The 17373-nt window shown below is 50.2% G+C and carries 12 protein-coding genes; 8 read left to right on the top strand and 4 right to left on the bottom strand.

Annotated features, from left to right (window positions below; translation table 11 throughout):
• The first annotated feature begins 688 nt into the window (after nucleotides 1-688).
• The 6 genes from GOB58_RS10925 to GOB58_RS10900 all read left to right on the top strand — a co-directional run bounded on the left by GOB58_RS10925 (nucleotide 689) and on the right by GOB58_RS10900 (nucleotide 12135).
• Nucleotides 689-2884, top strand: a complete 2196-nt coding sequence (locus GOB58_RS10925) for a peptidase domain-containing ABC transporter (protein WP_194299706.1) — start codon at nucleotides 689-691, stop codon at nucleotides 2882-2884.
• 3 nt (nucleotides 2885-2887) lie between these two features.
• On the top strand, nucleotides 2888-4348 hold the full coding sequence (locus tag GOB58_RS10920) for an HlyD family type I secretion periplasmic adaptor subunit (RefSeq protein ID WP_173560209.1): 1461 nt from the start codon (nucleotides 2888-2890) through the stop codon (nucleotides 4346-4348).
• Nucleotides 4349-4391: 43 nt separating this feature from the next.
• Nucleotides 4392-6206, top strand: coding sequence for a tetratricopeptide repeat protein (locus GOB58_RS10915; RefSeq protein ID WP_173560208.1), 1815 nt, complete (start codon nucleotides 4392-4394; stop codon nucleotides 6204-6206).
• Between the two features lie 50 nt (nucleotides 6207-6256).
• Nucleotides 6257-9325 (top strand): glycosyltransferase, encoded by a 3069-nt coding sequence (locus GOB58_RS10910; protein WP_173560207.1) that lies wholly within the window; start codon nucleotides 6257-6259, stop codon nucleotides 9323-9325.
• Nucleotides 9326-9486: 161 nt separating this feature from the next.
• On the top strand, nucleotides 9487-10644 hold the full coding sequence (locus tag GOB58_RS10905) for a hypothetical protein (RefSeq protein WP_233127803.1): 1158 nt from the start codon (nucleotides 9487-9489) through the stop codon (nucleotides 10642-10644).
• A gap of 69 nt (nucleotides 10645-10713) precedes the next feature.
• Nucleotides 10714-12135, top strand: coding sequence for a glycosyltransferase family 4 protein (locus GOB58_RS10900; RefSeq protein WP_173560206.1), 1422 nt, complete (start codon nucleotides 10714-10716; stop codon nucleotides 12133-12135).
• Between the two features lie 48 nt (nucleotides 12136-12183).
• On the opposite strand, the gene GOB58_RS10895 is transcribed toward GOB58_RS10900, so the two are convergent.
• Genes GOB58_RS10895 through GOB58_RS10880 form a run of 4 tightly spaced genes read right to left on the bottom strand, consistent with a single transcriptional unit; the run spans nucleotide 12184 to nucleotide 15691 of the window.
• Entirely contained in the window at nucleotides 12184-12777 is a 594-nt protein-coding gene (locus GOB58_RS10895) for a PqiC family protein (protein ID WP_173560205.1), read from the bottom strand.
• Nucleotides 12774-13730, bottom strand: coding sequence for an MlaD family protein (locus GOB58_RS10890; RefSeq protein ID WP_086553939.1), 957 nt, complete (start codon nucleotides 13728-13730; stop codon nucleotides 12774-12776). Before GOB58_RS10890 ends, GOB58_RS10895 begins: the two co-directional genes overlap by 4 nt.
• A 6-nt stretch (nucleotides 13731-13736) precedes the next feature.
• Entirely contained in the window at nucleotides 13737-14519 is a 783-nt protein-coding gene (locus GOB58_RS10885; protein WP_086553940.1) for an ABC transporter ATP-binding protein, read from the bottom strand.
• A gap of 2 nt (nucleotides 14520-14521) precedes the next feature.
• On the bottom strand, nucleotides 14522-15691 hold the full coding sequence (locus GOB58_RS10880) for an MlaE family ABC transporter permease (RefSeq protein ID WP_242005319.1): 1170 nt from the start codon (nucleotides 15689-15691) through the stop codon (nucleotides 14522-14524).
• A 240-nt stretch (nucleotides 15692-15931) separates the two neighbouring features.
• Here GOB58_RS10880 and truB point away from each other — a divergent pair, with 240 nt between their 5' ends.
• Together truB and rpsO are read left to right on the top strand one after the other, a co-directional pair.
• Nucleotides 15932-16846 (top strand): tRNA pseudouridine(55) synthase TruB, encoded by a 915-nt coding sequence (gene truB, locus GOB58_RS10875; protein WP_173560204.1) that lies wholly within the window; start codon nucleotides 15932-15934, stop codon nucleotides 16844-16846.
• A 21-nt stretch (nucleotides 16847-16867) separates the two neighbouring features.
• A complete protein-coding gene (rpsO, locus tag GOB58_RS10870) occupies nucleotides 16868-17137 on the top strand; it encodes a 30S ribosomal protein S15 (protein WP_086553942.1) in 270 nt (89 codons plus the stop codon).
• Nucleotides 17138-17373: the final 236 nt, after the last annotated feature.

Below are 17373 nucleotides of genomic sequence, written 5' to 3'. Positions count from 1 at the left end.
AAAGAGGAGGGAGGGGACGGGCAGGCAGCAGCGCTGCGTGACGCTACCTTATTTCAGAGACAGGCGTCTCTGTCCACCGCAAGGCTGCGGTGGAGAGGGGAAGAGGACAGGCGAGTGCCTCTGTTCGTCGTGGCAGAGGAGAATGTTCCGGCTCAGCGGAATCAGAGTGCCGCAGTATTTATCAATTTTACGCTACATTCTGATCTGCTGCAGAGCTGGGCAGAAAGCCGTGTCTGGTATGGTCCTCTGGTAAGGCACGGGCGCACATGTGCATGTTGTGTTAATCCGTTTGATATAGACCAGCTTCTGGCGAAAATATTTCGCGATCGTGCAACGGGGCAATGTTGTTTTTTTACACAAGTATTTCTTATTTGTGAAAAAAATGTCATAAACGAGGTGTGCGATATGGTTGTGCAAAGCCGCGTTGTGTCAGGAATGTACGGACTTAAGGATAGTTTGTGAAAATTTTTGAGTGATTTTTCAATGTGGTTCAGTTAGGTGTCAAAGCTCTGTTGCACAAAAAAACACCTGATTTCTGATTATTATTTTTTTCAAAGAGTTATATTCTCTCTGATTGTGTGACAAAAAGTTTTTAACGACACGAAATGTTTGCGTTTTATCAAAAGGGTTGTTCGTGAATCATTCTGACAATGTTCCGGAAGTCTCTGGCTCTCAGTCACATACTGATATGGGTGAAGAACGCGTATCACCCGCTATTATCCGGTTGCGTGCTGTTATTGCAGCGGCGCGGTTTCATGGGCTTGAGCTTGATATACGGGATTTTGCGGCAGAGCCAGGTGAGGTCAGCCCGTCTCCTGCAACGTTGTGCCGCTGGCTGAAAGAGCAGGGTGCTGCCGCCAAGGGGATGCAGATCAAGTGGCGCTACCTTGTCAGAATGTCGAATTCGCCCCCTATTGTTCTGCTTTTTAAAGATGGATCAGCGGCCATTATGGTCAATACAACGCCCGACCGCGGTGTTGTCTGGCTGCGTGATCCCCTGAAGGGGGAAGAGACACCCCCGGTACCAGTTGACGAGCTGCGCCTGAGCCGTATCTGGACAGGTGAGATCGTTCTGGTGAAAGCACGAGAGGGGCAGTCAGAGGCTGATGCGCCAATCAGTTTCGCCTGGTTTACCAAGATGGTGTTGCGTGAGAAGAAATCCCTGCGTGATATTGCACTGTCGTCAATGACATTAAGTGTGCTGCAGATTTTTCCGCCGCTTATCGTGATGCAGATTATTGATAAAGTTATTAATTATCACTCGATGTCTACTCTGGTGGCGATTACCGGTATGATCGTCGTGTTTTCAGTTTATGAAATTCTTTTGTCTTATGCACGGCGTGAGGTTTCCCTCGTTCTGACAACCCGTGTTGATTCACGTTTATCTCTTAATATTTTTAATCGTCTTGTGTCGTTACCTCTTGAGTATTTTGAGCGGCAGCAGGCGGGTAACCTTCTTGGTCGTGTCATGGCTATTTATAAAGTGCGTGACTTTTTGACCGGCAGGCTTATGTCCACTTTTCTGGATTTGTTTACTCTTGTTGTAATTTTACCGTTTCTGTTCTTCTTAAGTTCGACACTGGCCTGGATGACAATAGGTGCCGCTGGTTTTATCGGGCTCATTGTAGTGTTGTTTACCGGCCCTGTTACTAAAGTCATGCAGCATCAGCTGCTTGCTGAACGTGATCGTTCTGCGATTCTTTATGAGACTGTCGCTGGTATTCGTACTCTCAAAACGCTGGCTCTTGAAAACAGCCGTAAGCATGTGTGGGATGAAATGACAGCCCGCGTTGTGCGCTGGAAGCTTGCTGCCGGACGTATGATGAACTGGCCACAAACGCTGGTGATGCCGCTGGATTTGTTTATTAGTCGCGGCATTCTTATTGTTGGCGCTTATCTCACGCTGACAAGTCCCGGTACAGTAGGTGTTGGTGCGCTTGTTGCGTTTATGATGCTGGGTGGTCGTGTTGCCTCTCCGCTTGTTGGCCTGGCCAAGCTGATGGATGATTATACGGAAGTTATGACCTCCTTAGGCGATGCGGCTTCGGTCCTGAATCAGCCGTCAGAGACAGTTGCGCTGACAACAGGAATGCGTCCGGCTATTAAAGGCGCTCTTGTTTTTGATGGCGTTAACTTTACCTATCCCGGCGCGACAAGTCTGGCGCTTAAAGATGTGAACTTTCAGATTCCTGCCGGCACTATGCTGGGTCTGGTCGGGCGAAGTGGTTCAGGTAAATCAACCATAACCCGTCTGCTGCAGGGTGTCAGCCGTTCTTATACGGGTTATCTGCGCCTTGACGGTATTGACCTGCGGGAAATTAACCTTACCCATCTGCGTCGTTCCTTCGGTGTTGTGTTGCAGGATAACTTTCTGTTTCGTGGTACAATCCGTGAAAATATTACGGCGGGTCGTCCGGGCTATACGATTGATGATGTTATGCGTGCAGCACGTATGGCTGGCGCTGAGGAGTTTATTGAGCGTATGCCTGCAGGGTATGAGACCTTTATTGAAGAGGGCTCGACTAATATTTCCGGTGGGCAGCGTCAGCGTCTTGCTATTGCCCGTGCAGTCATCACCGATCCGAAACTGATGATTCTCGACGAGGCAACATCAGCTCTCGACCCTGAGAGTGAAGCACTGGTGAATGCCAACCTGGAACGTATAGGCAAAGGGCGCACGATGGTCATTGTGTCGCACCGTTTGTCATCGCTTGTGAACTGTGACCAGATTTGTGTGATGGATAAGGGGTCTGTCGTTGATATAGCGCCTCATGATGTTTTGCTTGAGCGGTGTGATATTTATCGTACGCTCTGGATGCAGCAGAACCGTCATACACATGGTAGTGCCGTGGGTGATACCTCCCTTATCGCGGAAGGAGAATAAGCCATGAGCGAGAAGGATATTATTCCCGCAGGGCAGCCTCAGTCACAGGAACCTGTTCAGTATGAGATGCCAGATGAAACAGCGACAGCTTTTATCCGGCAGGCAGATGACCCCTACGCTCCTGGTGACCTGCCTATAGGCCTGCTTGAGTTTCATTCGCCTACTGCGGCTCTGGTTAACATGCCGCCAACGGCATCAGCACAGTATATGATCTGGCTGATCGGTGCACTGATGCTCTCGACCCTGACAGTTATGGTTGTTTTTCCGCTTGATAAAGTGGTTTCAACGTCAGGACGGCTGATTTCAACGGAAACACCAATAGTTATTCAGCCTCTTGATGCGTCAATTGTACGTTCTATTAAGGTGCGTGAAGGTGATTACGTTCGTAAAGGCGAAATATTAGCTGAGCTTGATCCGACAACAACCGGTGCTGATATTGATAATATGCGTGCCCAGACAGATCAGTACCAGGCTGAGGTAGATCGTCTGCTGGCTGAGGCTGATGGCAGGACGTATACGGCTACAGCTCAGAATCTTGTATCAGCTCAGCAGGCTGAAGCCTTTATTCGCCGTCAGGGTGAGTATAATGCCAAGATTACTAATTATGATAAAATGATCGCCAGCCTTCAGCATGATATGAAAGGGTATCAGGCAAGTGCAGCTATGTATGCAGCGCAAAGTAAAGTCGCAGCAGATGTGCACTCTATGCGTATGCAGCTGCAGAAAGATCAGGTTGGCAGTAAGCTTTCAACGCTGAGTGCCCAGAATGCCCTGATGGATATTGAGCGCTCGCAGATCGCTGCACAGCAGCAGGCGGCATCAACCAGCAATAAACTTGCGGCACAGACTTCAGAAAAAGAGAGTTATATTCAGAACTGGAAGGCTGAGGTTTATCGCGATCTGAATACTGCTGAACATCATCTGGCTGAATCAAAAGCATCATATCGTAAAGCACTTCTTCACAGTCAGCTTGTGATTATGAGGGCCCCTGAGGACTCAATTATTCTTAGTCTGGCCAGAGTGTCTGTCGGCGGTGTTCTCTCTGCCGGGCAGCGTATGATGACCCTGATTCCGGTTGGTAAGGGGCTTGAGGTTGAGACTGTTCTGTCCGGTAAAGACGTTGGTTTTGTAAAGCTGGGTGACAAAGCTCTGGTTAAATTTGAAACCTTCCCTTTCCAGCAGTATGGCGGTGCAGAGGCTGTTGTCAGAACGATTAGTGCGGACTCCTTCGTTCAGGATGAGGATGCGCAGCAGGTCGGTGTCTCACTTGATCCGAAAAACCAGGCGTTTTTCAGGGTTCATATGAGAATTGATAAATACACTTTACATGGCGTTCCGAGTTTCTTCCATCCTCAGCCTGGTATGCCAATAACAGCGGATATTAAGGTCGGTAAGAGAACGATTATGCAGTATATGCTTAATACGATCATGCCGCTTATGAACCAGGGAATGCGCGAGCCGTAAAAGAAGAGTTGCGGTTCAGGCATACAATATAAGGGTAGTCATTATGGTCGTAAGCTTAATCAAACGGATGGTCGGACGCGATGGGTCTGCCGAGGCCCGTCTTGAGGGAGCAAAGGCTCTGATGGCTGCCTCCGAAACAGCCATTAAGGGTTTTTCGCAGCTTTCTCTGCTTGCTCGTGAAGATATCCCTGAAGCGCAGTTTCTTGTTGCCGATGCTTATCTGACAGGTAACGGGGTGCCACCCAACCTGCCGGAGGGGGTACGCTGGATGCGCCAGGCTGCACGTAAAGGCTGGCCTAAAGCTGGTTTTACGATGGCAACATTGTATCTGAACGGTTTGCCGGCCAGTATTGAAGATCAGGGCAGCTCAGGTGCTCTTTTTGGTGCGAGCTCGCCTCTTGTTGAAAAAGGTGAGCCTAATTTTCACCGGGCCGCGGTCTGGGCTAAATTGTCGGCTGAGCTCGGTGATGTCGATGGCCAGGCAATTTATGGTTATGTGCTGTGTAACGGGCCTGAGGATGTCAGAAATCCTGAAGAAGGCCGAAACTGGTATCGTAAGGCTGCTGAAGCGGGAAATGCTCAGGGCCACCTTGGGCTGGGGCTGCTGACACTGGGGACAGCCTCTTCTCAGGATGATTATATTGTCGCAGCGCAGCACCTGAGAAAGGCTGCTGATGCTGGTTTATCTACAGCATTATATCTGATGGGTGTGATGTATGAGCATGGCATGGGTGGCTGCTCTGCTGATGAAGGTGCCGCTTTTTCATATTACAGTAAAGCTGCCGAGCAGGGTGTTCCAAAAGCTCAGGCTCGTTTGGGTGTAGCCTTAATGGCTGGTAGCCACGGTATGGAACGTGATGTCGTGCGCGGAGAGACCTGGCTCAGGCGTGCAGCATTAGGCGGTGATGCAGAGGCGGCGGCTACTCTGGGCGATCTGTACGGTCGCGGTGGTGATTTGCCTCCGAATTATGTCGAGGCTGTTTCGTGGTATCAGCAGGCAGCAAAAGCCGGTCATGCAGCTGCCAGCTATACGCTGGGGACCCTGTTTAAAGAGGGCGTTGGTGTTGCCAGGGATGAGCGTGAAGCTGAGCGCTGGTTCAGGCTCGCAGTCGAGCAGGGGCACAATCACGCAACCATTGATCTGAGCAATATGCTGCTTCAGGGGCAGGCTTCTTCCGATATAAGCGCTGACCTTATTCAGGTATATCGTACAAAGGCTGAACAGGGTGATGCTTTGTCAGCTTTTAATCTGGCCGTGTGTCTTATTCAGGGGGTAGGCACAGAGCAAAGCTATAAGAGTGATGCAGAGGCACTCAGATGGCTGCGTATTGCAGCTGATAAAATTGTTAATGCACAGTACTGGTATGGTATTCTTACTCTGCATGGACGTGGCACGGATAAGAACCCTGAAGCAGGTCGCGCCTGGCTCAGAAAAGCTGCCGAGGCTGGTATGACAGATGCCCAGGTTGCTTATGCTGATCTTCTGGTGAATGGCACTGGTGGGCCAATGGACCACCAGCAAGCACTGGAGTTATATAAAAAAGCAGCGGCCCAGGGGCACGTGTGGGGAATGTTCTCGCTTGGTGCAATGTACGGCGGCGGGCACGATGTGCCTGAGGACCTTGTCGCTGCGCAGCAGTGGTTCAGGAAAGCAGCGGAGAAAAATAACCCTCCTGCACAGTTGATGATGGGACGTTACCTTGCTGCCGGCCGCGCTGGTGAGCAGGATACAGAACAGGCAAAAATATGGTATAAAAAGGCAGCAGCCCAGGGCATCTCTGAAGCAGCGGCTGAGCTTGCAAACCTTGAGGCTGCTGAGGCTGAGACCCGTGTTCCTGCCGCCAGTCATGACGGCTGAGCAGCAGCCCGGTCTCTTTATTTGAGTATCAGAAAAGCCAGGTTTTTCTTATGAGCGGGTCTTCCGGAGCAGCACTGATCTGGCAGGATGTGACACTGAGCGCCCGGTCCCGTGCGGTCATTGCCAGTCAGCAGGCGCAGAAAACCTATTATAGTGGTCTTAAAGCCTGGGCAGAGCGTGACTACGCCACCGCCAGAGACCTTCTTGAATATGCTAACAGGCAGGCTCCTGAAAGCCAGCATGTCATGTTTGCCCTGGTGCTTGCACGCCAGATGACAGGAGATCTGTCTGAAGCAGAAATACTTCTTTCTGCGTTATTGTCAGAGTGTGATTTTAAAGAAGGGTGGATGCTGCTTTCAGGTTTGCGCCTTGAATTGCAGGACGTCGCGGGTGCGTTAGCCGCTGCAGAGCATTTGTTGTCTCATTTTTCCTGTAATGCAGATATCGCTGATTTTGTCAGCAAAATTTACCACCTTAATGGGGCCGCAGGCTGGTGCGGGCTTGAGGGTAATGGTCAGATCAGGTGGGGGAGCCGTTTTCCGTTAAAGCCTGTCAGTGTATGTTATGACAATACGGTTCAGCCTGTATGCCGAAGAGGGAAAGAATGGTTTTGTCCCGAAGGCTGGCAGCATGCTGAGGTTGTCTCAGTTATATTTTCCGGTGGTGATCATTTCTTTGGTAATGATTTCAGGCCAGGGCATATTATAAAATGCGAGGGTTTTGTTGAAGAAGAGGCAGAAGGTCTCAGAGGCTGGGCCTGGTTTCCTTATGACTCGCAAAGAGAGCCTGTGCTCAAAGTGATTGATGTGCAGAGCGGTAAAACTCTGCAGCATGTTCATGCAACAGTTCTTGACGAAACAGGCGGGGCTCAACGTCCGGGCGCCATGTACCGTCATTTTTCACTTTCGCAGCATGAGCTGCCTGCAGGTTTTATAAGTGTCAGGGATGAAAATGGCCGCGACCTGGCAGGCAGCCCGCTTTTCCCAGGGCAGAAGGCCCGGAGTGCGGTTGCGGTTGCCAGGTACCTTGCCGGCATGCGCCTTACTGCATCAGAGGTTTTTTCTTCGTCTGATAAGGGTGTGGCTGAAAGCTTTCTTCCCGTTCCGGTCCTGACAAACAATATTCCCGCACCGGAGGTTTCAGGGCGGCGAGCACCTCTTGCCATTATTATTCCTGTATTTCGTGACCTGACGTGTACCAGGCGCTGTCTTGAAGCTGTCAGAAAGACAACTCAGGGTATAAAAATTCAGGTTCTGGTTATCAATGATGCTTCCCCCGAGAGGGAGCTGACCGATTTCGTTAAGGCTTTTTGCGAGAAGTATAATTTCTCCTGTCATCAGAATGAGCGTAACCTTGGTTTTCCCGGTACAGTTAATAAGGGCCTGAGGGCTTTAGCGGGCCATGATGTTATTTTGCTCAATAGTGATACATGCGTCGCGGAGGGCTGGCTGGCAGAACTGAGGCGGATTGCTTACCGTGATCAGCAGACAGGTACGGTGACACCATTTTCAAACGATGCCAGTATTTTGTCATACCCGTCGCATGAGAGAGAAAACGCTGAACCTGATGCAATGCAGACAAGGGTTTTCATGGCTGCAGCACTGGTAGCCAATAAAGGGGTGTCATATGACATCCCGACAGGTCACGGATTTTGCCTTTATATACGTCATGATTGCCTGAAGCAGACAGGACTGTTGCGCGAAGATGTTTTCGCCCAGGGATATGGCGAAGAAAATGATTTTTGTATGCGTGCCCGTGCTCTGGGGTGGAAGCATAAAGCCGCACCAGGAGTATTTGTCGCACATACAGGGGCTGTCTCATTCGGCAGTGCCCGGGCAGATCTGATGGCACGCAATGCTGATACTCTTGAGGATCTGCACCCTGGGTATCATGCTCTGGTGACAGACTGGATCAGGCGTGATCCGCTGTCTGAGGCGCGCCGGCGTTTTGATCAGGTGCGTTTTCGCGCACGTGGGGTGGCTGCCCGCGTGTGTAAAAAAACAGTTTTACTGGTTACGCATCATCACGGCGGAGGAGTTGAGCGGGTTATTCAGGAGCGGGCCGCCAGTTACAGGAAGCGTTCTTTTCGGGTTTTAATTCTCAGGCCATCAAAAAAAGGATGCCTTATTGAAGATAGTACTGCCCCTGAGGATTTTCCGTCTTTGGCTTTTACGTTGCCTGATGAGCATGCCGGGCTGCTCGATCTTTTACAGCATGAAAATGTTCAGAAGGTAGAGCTGCATCATCTGCTTGGTCACCATCCGTCAATTGCACACCTTGCAAATGAATTATGCTGCTCCTGTGATGTGTTTGTGCATGACTATATGTGGTTTTGTCAGCGTATCTCGTTGCTTGACCCATCTGGAAACTATTGTGGCGAGCCGGATCTTTCAGGGTGCGAGCGTTGTATTTCTACTGGCGGCAATAATATAGAAGAAGATATTAGTGTTGCAGTATATGTACAGCGCTCTGCATCGGTTCTCAGTATGGCAGATACTGTATATGTACCGTCTCGTGATACTGCGCAGAGAATGTTGAAACATTTTCCCGAAATCACCTGTGTGGTAAGACCTGCTGAGAAGAGAGTAAAGAGAGCAGAGTTGCCAGGTCGTGGCAAACAGGCAACGGCAGGACATTATGTTCCTGCCGATGGTTTTTTAAAAACACCCAGGCAGGCAGAATCCCGGCGTTTACGGCTATGTATTGTGGGCGCGGTTGGCCGGGAAAAAGGGTATGATGTGCTGTATCAGGCTGCTCTTGATGCAGCTCTCCGGGATTTGCCACTTGAATTTGTTCTGGTCGGGCATACCCCTGATGATACTCCTTTGCTGAATACTGGTCGGGTTTACATTACCGGTCGGTACAAAGAGGGTGATGCAGTCACATTACTGGAATCTATACAGGCAGATGCTGCATTTTTACCATCAGTCTGGCCAGAAACATGGTGTTTTACACTGGAGCTTGCCTGGAAAGCAGGGTTGTCTGTTATTGCATTCGATCATGGTGCGCCTGCTGAACGCATTCGTGCTACAGGGCAGGGCGTTGTGATTAATCCGCATCTCAGAGGTGCAGAGCTTAATGAGATGTTGATAAAAAGCATAAATATAGGCAATAAATAGAACGAGATGAGATCACAGGAGCATTCGCTTCTTTATTCACTGATATTTAAACTTATTTTTGTAAGTTTTAAAAAAAATTCCTGATTGAATGAGGATTTATGTCTAGTAACCAGGCGTCGGCGCAGCAGAAAATTTCGGATTTAAAAGTCTCAGGATCTCTGATGACTCTTCAGACGGGCCTGTTCTGTGTGTATTCTACACCAGGGCAACAGCCTCCGTCAGCCTCTGGCCTGCCTGGTGTACGCATTTCGCAGCCACCTGTGAAAAACACAGCAAATGTCGAAATTCTGACGTTTGATAGTGAAGGCTGGATGAGCACAGTTAATGGTGCAGCTCTGATCAGGGTGCATCAGGGTCCGGCTCAGGTCATGGTTACAATTTATCAGGAAGATGGTTCGCCGCACGAAGCGCCCCGTCTTCAGGTCGTTCAGCTCAGCGCGCAGTCTGACGCATCGGCAGCACCGCTGGTTGCTTCAGCAGCAACAAAGGGTCAGGCTGCTAAAGGTGCTGTTGTCTCACAGGAGGCTGAGGCCTCAGTGAAACAGGATGAAGTTGAAATAGGTGCGCATATTCAGCGCCGGGGTGATGTTGCCGCGCGCCTTGGTGAATGGATGGGTAAGCCGGGCAGTCGTGCCTGGATTGAAGGTTTTGGTGTGGCTCCCGCTTCGCTGATCGCTCCGGCTGATATTGAATATCAGGCTGTTCTGGGCAAAGGCTGGTTGTCACCATGGGTTGCCGGCGGGCAGTATTGTGGCAGCCGTGGTATGGCGCTTCCTATCCTTGGTTTGTGTGTACGTCTCAAAGGTCAGGCGGCGAAAAAATTTGAATGCCGTATTACAGCAACCTTTACAGATGGTACAGAGATCGGACCAGTTTCTGGTGATGAGCCCGTTGAAGCAGCATCTCTTGCTCCGCTTGAGGCTTTTTTACTTGAAATTATTCCCCGTGGCAGTGCTGGCAAAAAAGCTAAAAGCCTGAAGGCTTCGGCTAAGGCAAAAGCAGAGGCTGAAGCTGAACTGGCTGTGCTGCTCGACGAAGAGGACGGTGATATCTTCGAGGCAGATGATTTTGATCTGTTTATCGAAGAAGAAGGCGATTCTCCGGTTACAGAGGTTATTGAAGAAGAAGAAATTATAACGCCTAAAAAGCGTAAAACCTCTGCCCGAAAAGCGAAAGCTGTGGCCGTGAAAGCTGTGGCGGTGAAAGCGGTGCCAGCCGTACCAGCACGTCGCGGCAGGCCAGCTGCCCCGAAAGCAGAAAAGCCTGTTTCCGTTCCACGTAAAACAACCCGTGGACGTAAACCTGCTTCTCGCCGATAAACTATAATGACCCGGCTGTATGGCCGGGTTTTTCATTTATTATTAAAATAAATATTATAGGTATTTTTCTTGAAGTATCTTTTTGTACACCAGAATTTTCCTGGTCAGTATTTACATCTCGTGAGGCACCTTGCACGCGAGGAGAAGCATGAAATTGTTTTTATCAGTGAAGATAATGATAATGTTATCTCCGGTGTCCGGCGGGTTCGTTACCGTATGCCCCGTCCTGTCGCTGAAGGCGCTCATTCAGGCGTAAAAGAACTTGAAGCTGGTATGATCCGTGCTGAAGCAGTCGCTGCTGCGGCTGTGACACTCAGGCAGCTTGGTTTCACACCAGATATTATTATCGGCCACCATGGCTGGGGTGAATTGCTGAACATGCAGGATGTTTATCCTGATGTACCTGTACTGGGTTATTTCGAATTTTATTATCATTCAGGCCCCGGGTTTGATGTCGATTTTGATCCTGAGTTTCCTATGGATCAGGCTTTCAGGTCGCTGGTGCGGGCAAAGAATGCAATTAATCTGCTGGCACTTAACAACCCCGGTTATGGACAGACACCTACTCTTTTTCAGCTAAGTACGTATCCTGATTGGGCACAGAAAAAAATTCATGTGCTAAAAGAGGGTGTTAATCTTGAAAAGTGTAAAGCTGATAAAACACTTGCCCGAAAAGACGTCGTTTTTGGTGATATAACGATCAAACCAAAAGATAAGCTTGTTACTTACGTCGCTCGTGGCCTTGAGCCTTATCGTGGTTTTCATGTGTTTATGCGTGCACTTCCCAGCCTGCTTGAGCAGGAACCAGATGTCAGGGTGTTGCTGGTAGGTGGTGATGAGATCAGTTACGGGGCGAAGCTGCCAGCAGGCTGCTGGCGTGAGATTATGCTACGTGAGCTTGAGGGGCAGACAGACCTCTCTCGTGTGCATTTTCTTGGCAAGGTGCAGTACGAGACTTTCCTGACACTTATCAAACGCTCTGATGCTCATGTTTATCTGACTTACCCGTTTGTGGTATCATGGTCTCTGCGTGAGGCGATGGCTGCTGGTTGTGCAATTGTCGGGAGTGATACAGCCCCGGTCAGAGAACTTATCAGGGATGGAGAGACAGGTGTTCTGGTACCTTTCCATGAGCCTGAAGCAATTGCTGATGGTATCGTCAGGGTACTTAATGACAAAGTGCTGGCCCGTACTATTCGTAAAGGGGCGCGGGCTGAGGCTGAGCATTCTCTGAATATAGAGCATTCTATTGCAGAATATAAAAAACTGATCGATCACATCATTACAGATAATGCGAGCCGTCTGAAAAAAGATAAACCTGAGGTTATTTCTCAGGAACCTGCATCAAAAAAATCTCATGCAGTTAAAGCGCCAGTCAGGGGGAAGACAACACGGAAGGTGGCGTCAGCCAGTGCCGCTGCGAGTAAAAAAACATCTGTCAGAATGCCACGCAACATGAAGGGACGTAAAGCGCCTCTTAAACCTGCGTGAGGTTTTGCCTGATATCTGTGTTGTATCAGATATCAGGTTTTTCAAATTTTATGAGGGCAGGGAGCTATTAATCTGACCCGCCAGGATAACAACCAGCTTACGCATCAGGCTTGCGACATTTGCATCTGAACTGACTGAACCTGAAGTTACAATGTGCGCTCTTTGCTTCACAATGGGCTGCTTCATATCTGCAGGCAGTACACTCCAGTTAGCGTCGAGTATAGCCTGGCCATGCGTATCAATATCAAAGCGTGATATATTAATCTGTACCCGCCAGGTGGCAGCTTCAGGGACGGGCTGATCTGTAATAAGTTCGTCAGGGTGGGAGAGAGCGATCTGATTTGTAATCAAATCGGTAACGCCGACCGAAAGCCTTGTAGCCCAGCGCCCTTTATCGCTGCGGACTATTTTTTCCTGATCACGCAGCACCATATCCTGCGTGTCCATATAATCAGGCAGAACAACCCGCGCGATCTGAACGGTTGGTGTATGCGCTGATAAAGATGGCAGAGATGCTGCCGCAGGCCCGTTGGGTGTGCCCAGTGTATAAAAACTCAATGGCGGAGCTGAGGAGGCGCAGCCGGCCAGCAGCAGCGACACACCCATAGCAGGCAGAGCAAGGCGACGGATCTGGAATGTCATTTGCGGCGTCCCATCAGAAGGAGTTGCGGATTACGTTCAACATCGCCAGCAAAGCCACGGAGTGACGCCGCGGCGGCGGCGATGTCGCGTAAGGCGGCATCCATGTTGGCGCGGTCAACAGAACGAGGCGAGAGCATACCCTGCAATGAATCGAGCGTCTTTGTGGCAGAGACCAGTGTTTTGTGCAGGTCTTCACCACGGGAATTGAGCTGAGAGTTACTGGTTTCAAGCAGGGTATCAAGATGGATTAATGTCGCATCCAGCTTTGTTTGCAGGTTGCGTATCGCCTCGGTGGTAACCGTTAATGTCTGATGCGAGTCATCAGATGTTGTTTTCAGGCTTGAAATAAGAGGAGGAAGATCTTTATTCAGGCTGGCCAGGAGTAAATTGGCTGACGCAAGCGTATTGTCTGCACGGTCAGCAATTTTATTAAAGGGTATCTGACCAAGTGAGGTTCTGAGTTTTTCAACATCAGAAAGGCGAACAGGAATTTCCGGCAATGTTGCAATGCGCGGATGCAGATTTCTGGGCGCATTTTTATCAAAATCAAGATTAATATTGTACTGGCCTGTTACAAAACTTTGCATGTTCAGTTCAGCATGCAGGCCATTGGCAATGAGTTTGTTGACGTCAACGGGGGAGTTCTTGTTTGAGCCGTCAACAACATGAACCTGGTCGGGGTCAAGCGTGATAGTCACCGGAATATAGGCTTTATAATCCTGCGGATCAAAAGAGAGCTTGATGTTCTGAACAGAACCGACTTTAACCCCGCGAAAAGTTACCGGAGCGCCAAGGCTAAGTCCGTTAATTGAACTCTGAAAAATTACAACGGCTTCACGGGTCGGCGTGAACAGTCTCATATGGCCAAATGAAATGATAATGCCCAGCCCCAGTGCTGCACCGCCGGTGACAAAGACGCCAAGCAAAGTTTTACGGTGATGTGTATCAGCCATAGTCGATTAGCCTCTTGTTTGGGGGGCAGATGAGAGGTCTGCTGCACGGTTCATAAAAGAAACGACCGTCGGGTTTGTGTTGTGGTCGCGCAGAGCACGAGGTGCACCATGCGCTATAGGTTCGCGCGCCTGGGCATCAAGAAAAATACCATCATCCGCAAGCTTAAACAGGCTTGGGAGTTCGTGACTGACGATAACAATCGTTGCGCCAAGCCCGTCACGGAGAGTCAGGATCAGTTCATCCAGCCTGGCAGAGGTAATGGGGTCAAGCCCAGCCGATGGTTCATCAAAAAACAGGATATCGGGGTCGAGGGCAATGGCACGGGCAAGCCCTGCGCGTTTGCGCATACCACCCGAGATTTCAGAAGGCATCAGGTTGATGGCATGCTCCATACCGACCAGACCGAGTTTCAGCTTAACCAGGCGATGGATCATGTCTGCAGAGAAAGAGGTGAACATCTCCATAGGCAGGGCGACGTTTTCACCGATTGTCATTGAGCTCCACAGTGCCCCACTCTGAAACAACACGCCAAAGCGGTGGTTAAGCTCTGTGCGTCTTTGCTCGTTCTGTGCCCAGTAATCCTCGCCACCCAGCAGAATCTGCCCGGATGCAGGGCGTAACAATCCGATCATACTTTTCAGCAGCGTACTTTTGCCGCAGCCTGACCCGCCCATAACGGCAAAAATAGACCCACGCCTCAGGTCGAAGGAAATATTTTGCTGAATAAGCTTAGGGCCAAAAGCAATTTTCAGATCACGGACTGAAATAAGTGTTTCATCGTGTGTCATGGTCAGAAGTCCAGCACTTTGGCAATGACAGCAAATACGGCATCCATAGCGATAATACCGACAATGCCAATCACGACAGCCCGGGTTGCTGCAATACCAACATCTGCTGCGCTGCGCCCGGCTTTAAGACCAACCCGGCATGAGGTCAGGCCAATATAGCCTGCAAAGAAAAACGCCTTTACAAATCCAAACACGAATTCATGTAAGGAGACACCGTTTATGGTGGTGACCCAGTAGCCAATGGCTGAGGTGCTCATCATGGTCATAGACACGACGAAACCACCCAGAATAGCGATAAGCGTACCGTACACGTAGAGTACAGGCATCATCACAGACAGTGAGAGGATGGAAGGCAGCAGAATGTAGGTGGAGACAGGAATGCCAAAGACCTGCAGAGCGTCAATCTCTTCATTGGCCTGCATTGTCGAAATGCGCGCCGCGTAAGCGCCGCCGGTGCGGCCAGCCATAATAATGGCGGTCATAATGGCAGAAATTTCACGGGCACATGCGATGCCAACCAGGTTCGCAACATATATCTCTGCTGCGAAGCGGCGCAATTCGATCAGCCCGACAAAAGCCAGAATAGCGCCAATAAGAAAATTAACAATTCCGACAATCAGAAGGGCTGAGGGGCCGGCATTCCAGATATCTGTAGCCAGGTCTTTCACCCGCATCCGGCTTTTGCCGCGCAGAGCCTGAAGGGTTCCTTTAACAGTCTGAATGCCCAGATCTGTGAGAGTGCCAGTCTCTTCAAGGGTCTGAAGTGTTTTGTCACCGACTTTTTCGAAGAAAGGCAGAGGCTTCTTATAATCGGCCGCTACTTCCACCGCTTTTTGCGGGAGCAGAGAAAGAAGATTTCTTGCTGCCGGGGGCAGGGCTGAATCGTCCAGTTCAAGCTGCGCTGCGGCTACTTTTTGTTTTACATCCCACAGGAAAGAGATGAAGCCGGAGTCCCATCTGCCCAGAGCCTGCGTATCAATGACACAGCTTTTACAGGGTGTTCCCCCGTTCAGATGCTCAGTGTCAAAAACAGGAATATCATCGCTTCTGCTATTCCAGTTTCCGCCAACATACAGGACCATCGTCGTGTCATGCACATCAAGAGACCATTCTGGTCCTCCTGGCGGTGCGGTGCGGGCCTCTGAAGGCAATGGGGGCTGTGCGTTGGTCATGATATGTGACGACATTAAGGCAGAAAAACTAACATGACCAGCCCGTATCATGAAAATGTGAATTTTTTTCCATAATTCAGCAGCAGATAACATTAAGCTCTTTAAAGATATTTTTTCCTGGGATGACGTAATTAATTTTTTATTGCGGGAGTGGGTGTGCTCCGCTAGTGGCTGCTTTCTGCCATAACAGGGCAGAAAATATCCAGGCAGGATATTGAGTGCGAACTGAGGGGGGAATGCATGGGGCGCAAGCGTGGTATGCCAGTTGATGGCTGGCTGGTGATTGATAAACCCTCAGGTATGACATCGACACAGGTTGTCGGGCGTGCCCGTTATCTGCTTGATGCCCGTAAGGCTGGTCACGGAGGTACTCTTGATCCACTGGCAACCGGTCTGTTGCCGATTGCCTTTGGTAAGGCAACAAAAACAGTACCGTATATAATGGATGGCAGAAAAGTATACCGCTTTACCCTGAGAATGGGTGAATCGCGTGACAGCGATGACGCAGAAGGTGCGGTTACGGGGTATTCTGCTATTCGTCCGGATGATGATGAGCTGCGGGCGGCTCTGCCGGCGCTGACCGGCGATATTATGCAGGTGCCTCCGGTATTTTCAGCTCTTAAAGTTGGTGGCCAGCGCTCTTATGATATGGCGCGTGCAGGCAGGCCTCCCGAATTGCCGCCACGCCCGGCACGGGTGGACAGATTCGAACTGATTGAGCGTGTAGATCGGGATACGGCTATATTTGAAGTCGAGTCCGGGAAGGGTGTTTATATGCGTGCTCTGGCGCGTGATGTGGCGCTCGCCTGCGGTACAGTGGGGTATATTACGGCCCTTCGGCGGCTGAGGGTCGGTCCTTTTACTGAAGCTGATGCAATAACGCTCGACAAGCTCGTGACAAATGATGAGAAATCCTCTACTGCTCCGGAGCTGCTTTATCCGGTTGCGACCGTGCTGGCCGACATCCCGGCGCTGGCCCTGACTGAGGATGAAGCAGCCTCTGTATTGTATGGGCGGGCTCTGAGCCTTGCCGATCTTGAAGGGCGTGTCCCCGAGGTTGGTGAAGGTGAACCCATTCGGGCAATGACGGGGGAGCGTGTGCTGGGACTGTGCCGTCTGCGAGACGGATTGCTGCGCCCGGTACGCATTTTCTGATTTTTTGAATGGAGATATGTGATGTCGATTACTGCAGAACGCCGCTCAGCACTAATAAGCGAATACCAGACCTCACCTGGTGATACGGGTTCACCTGAAGTTCAGGTCGCGATCCTGACCGAGCGGATTAACAACCTGACCGAACATCTTAAAGAACATGCGAAAGACTTCCACTCTCGCCGTGGTCTGCTGATTCTGGTTGGTCGCCGTCGTAGCCTTCTTGACTATCTGCGCGGTAAAAGCGTTGCCCGTTACCAGGCACTGATTGCCCGTCTGGGTCTGCGCCGCTAAAAGCTGAGCGTGAGGGAGCGCATCGCTGCGTTTCCTCACAATCTTGTCGCATTGTTTGTGTTATTTTTGATTTATTACCAGTCAGTCTGATTGCAGATATAAAGAGGGATAACAGAAGTTTCCGGACCACAGCGTTTCCGACCACATGGTGCCTGGGCAATCATGCCAGTCTCCATGCCGTCCGAGATGCTGTCTGTTTATGTTAGTTTCTGTTTGACCTGTTTTTTTGTAATCTG

Source organism: Acetobacter thailandicus (assembly GCF_011516655.1).
Classification (GTDB): Bacteria; Pseudomonadota; Alphaproteobacteria; order Acetobacterales; family Acetobacteraceae; genus Acetobacter; species Acetobacter thailandicus.
The sequence above is the reverse complement of the archived record's forward strand: the minus strand, read 5'-3'. Positions and strand labels throughout refer to the sequence as shown.